Genomic DNA, 2,995 nt, shown 5'->3' on the forward strand with positions numbered 1-2,995 from the left:
GAACACGATCATTCCGTCGAAGTTCTCGACCTCGAGGATGCGCGTCAGTGCGTCGACCTTCTGCGCGTACGACACCACGAGGTAGCGCTGCGTGATGTTCGTGCCGGTCGCGGTCTTCGACTTGATGCTGATCTCTTCCGGCTCGCGCAGGTACTTCTGCGCGAGGCGACGGATCTGCGGCGGCATCGTCGCAGAGAAAAACGCGACCTGCTTCTCGGCGGGCGCCTGGGCGAGGACCTGCTCGACATCCTCCGCGAAGCCCATCTTCAGCATCTCGTCCGCCTCGTCGAGCACCAGGTACTGCAGCTGCGAGAGATCCAGCGTGCCCTTGGCGAGGTGGTCCATGATGCGACCGGGGGTTCCGACGATCACATGCACGCCGCGGCGCAGCGCAGACAGCTGTACGCCGTAGCCCTGTCCGCCGTAGACGGGAAGGACGTGGACGCCCTTCATCTTCGACGCGTACGACTCGAAGGCCTCGCAGACCTGCAGGGCGAGCTCACGCGTCGGCGCGAGGACGAGTGCCTGCGGGGACTTCTGCGACACGTCGAGGCGCTCCAGCACGGGGAGCGCGAAGGCCGCGGTCTTTCCCGTTCCGGTCTGCGCCATGCCGACGACATCGCGACCCGAGAGGAGGGTCGGGATCGTCGCAGCCTGGATGGGGGAGGGGGTCGCGTAGCCGAGGTCCTGGATCGCCGTGAGGACGGGGCCGGTGATGCCGAGCTCCTCGAATCCAGGGGTCTCGGGGGCGTCGGTGGGCACAGCGTCTTCAGGAGTCACTGACCAAGGGTAGCGCTTCGCGGGTTCGCGTGCCTGTGAGGGCGCCCTCAGGAGCCGGTGGTGAGGGCCAGGAGCTTCTCTCTGACCTGCCTCCTGAGAACCTTGCCGATCAGCGACTTCGGCAGTTCGTCGACGACGAACACCCGGCGCGGAACCTTGTACGGCGTGAGGATGCTGCGCGCGTAGTCACGAATCGCCTCGACATCGACGTCCGATCCGCCGTCCACGACGATCGCCGCGACGACCTCTTCACCGGAATGCTCGCTCGGAAGCCCGACGACTGCCGCATCGACGACCTGCGGATGCTGTCGGAGCGCATTCTCGACCTCGGTGGGGGCGACGTTGAAGCCCCCGGTGATGATGAGCTCCTTGATGCGATCGACGATCCGGATGAATCCCGCGTCGTCGACAGTGACGATGTCGCCCGTGCGGAACCATCCGTCCACGAACACGGCCTCGGTCTCCTCCGGCTTTCCGTAGTAGCCGGAGAACACCTGCGGCCCGCGCACGAGCAGCCCACCCGCAGATCCGGCGGGGACGTCTTCGGTGGGGCTCTCGGGATCCACGACTCGGCATTCCGTGCCGGGCAGGGGGAGCCCGACGGTGCCGGGAACGCGATTCTCCGCGACGGGGTTGGCCATCAGCACGGGCGAGCACTCACTAAGTCCATAGCCTTCGACGAGGAAACCGTGCGTCGCCGCCTCGAAGGGCACCACCAGATCATGGGGCAGGGCCATCGCGCCGGAGATCGCGACCGCGATGCCGTCGAGCGAGACGCCCTTGGCAGTGGCCGCCGACAGGAGTCGATCGGCGATCGGCGGCACCAGAGGAAGGAACGTCGCAGGATGCTTCTTCATCACATCGAGGACGAGATCGGGATCGAACTTCGGGAAGAGCACGAGGCGAGCGCCCATCGACATCGCGAAGGTCAGGCACAGCGTGAGACCGGAGGCGTGGAACATCGGCAGCACTGCGTACACGGCGCATCCCTCACCGCGGTGGATCGACGGCACCCATGCCTGTGATTGGGCCGCGTTGGCGAGAAGATTCGCGTGAGTGAGCGCGGCACCCTTGGGCGTGCCCGTCGTTCCCGACGTGTACTGGATGATGGCGAGGTCGCCGGTGGTCGGCTTCGGATGCGTCGTGGCGATCGGGCCGGACTTCACGAGCGCGTCCCAGGTCACGGTTCCGCGGACGCGCTCGGTCAGCGCTGCGCGTGATTCCCTCGCCTTGGCCACAGGCAGGCGCAGCGCCGCGCGAGTGAGAAGGGGCATGGCCCGGGTGACGTCGACGGAGACGAGGTTCGTCACCGCGAGGTCGGCCGGGAACTCCTGCACAGTCGAGACGACCTTGTTCCAGACGATCGCGTGCTTCGCTCCGTGATCCTCGAACTGCTTCCTCAGCTCGCGCGGCGTGTACAGCGGGTTGTGCTCGACCACCACAGCTCCGAGCCGGAGCACTGCGTAGAACGCGACGATGTGCTGCGGGCAGTTCGGAAGGACGATCGCCACCGGGTCGCCCGCCCGCACACCCAGAGCGCGCAGGCCTTCGGCGGCGCGGTCGATCGATTCCTGGAGCTGCGCGTACGTGGTCACGCGCCCGAAGAACTGGAGTGCCGGTGCGTCCGGGTAATCGCGCGCAGAGGCGGCGACGATGTCGATGAGGGATCCGGAGACGGGGGCCAGGTCGTCCGGGACGCCGTCGGCGTAGCTGGCGATCCACGGGCGGGGAGGCTGGTAGGAGCTCACCCGCCCAGCATAGGGCGGCCGTGCAGGCGGCAACGGGAGCAGGCGGGTGCGGCAACTAGACTGGGGTCGTGTCTGAAATCACCCCTGATCTTGTGCGCCATCTCGGCGTGCTCGCGCGCATCCAGCTCAACGACGACGAGGTGACGAGGCTCACGGGCCAGCTCGACGCCATCGTCGACAACATCGCGAAGGTGTCGGAGGTCGCAAGCCCCGACGTCGCCGCGACGAGTCATCCGATCCCGCTGAGCAACGTCTACCGTCCCGACGTGGTGGGCGAGACGCTCACGCACGAGCAGGTGCTCCAGAACGCACCGGATCAGGCCGACGGCCGGTTCCGGGTCACCGCGATCCTGGGAGAAGAGCAGTGAGCGACATCATCCGCATGACCGCGGCCGAGCTGGCCGACAAGCTCGCGAGCCGTGAGATCTCGAGCGTCGAGGCCACTCGCGCTCACCTCGACCGCATCG

General features: G+C 67.1%; 3 protein-coding genes. 1 reads left to right on the forward strand and 2 read right to left on the reverse strand.

All coding sequences use genetic code 11. The features are described 5' to 3' along the window. Together J7E68_RS09640 and J7E68_RS09645 are read right to left on the reverse strand one after the other, a co-directional pair. A partial coding sequence (locus J7E68_RS09640; RefSeq protein WP_311416804.1) for a DEAD/DEAH box helicase occupies positions 1 to 780 on the reverse strand: 780 nt, incomplete at its 3' end. 47 nt (positions 781 to 827) lie between these two features. Then, positions 828 to 2,528: a long-chain-fatty-acid--CoA ligase gene (locus tag J7E68_RS09645; protein WP_215172063.1), complete on the reverse strand. Its 1,701-nt coding sequence runs from the start codon at positions 2,526 to 2,528 to the stop codon at positions 828 to 830. A gap of 68 nt (positions 2,529 to 2,596) precedes the next feature. On the opposite strand from J7E68_RS09645, the gene gatC reads away from it, so the two are divergent. Next, positions 2,597 to 2,896: an Asp-tRNA(Asn)/Glu-tRNA(Gln) amidotransferase subunit GatC gene (gene gatC / locus J7E68_RS09650; RefSeq protein WP_042536743.1), complete on the forward strand. Its 300-nt coding sequence runs from the start codon at positions 2,597 to 2,599 to the stop codon at positions 2,894 to 2,896. Positions 2,897 to 2,995 lie beyond the last annotated feature (99 nt).

Source organism: Microbacterium sp. ISL-103 (assembly GCF_018613995.1).
Taxonomy (GTDB): domain Bacteria; phylum Actinomycetota; class Actinomycetes; order Actinomycetales; family Microbacteriaceae; genus Microbacterium.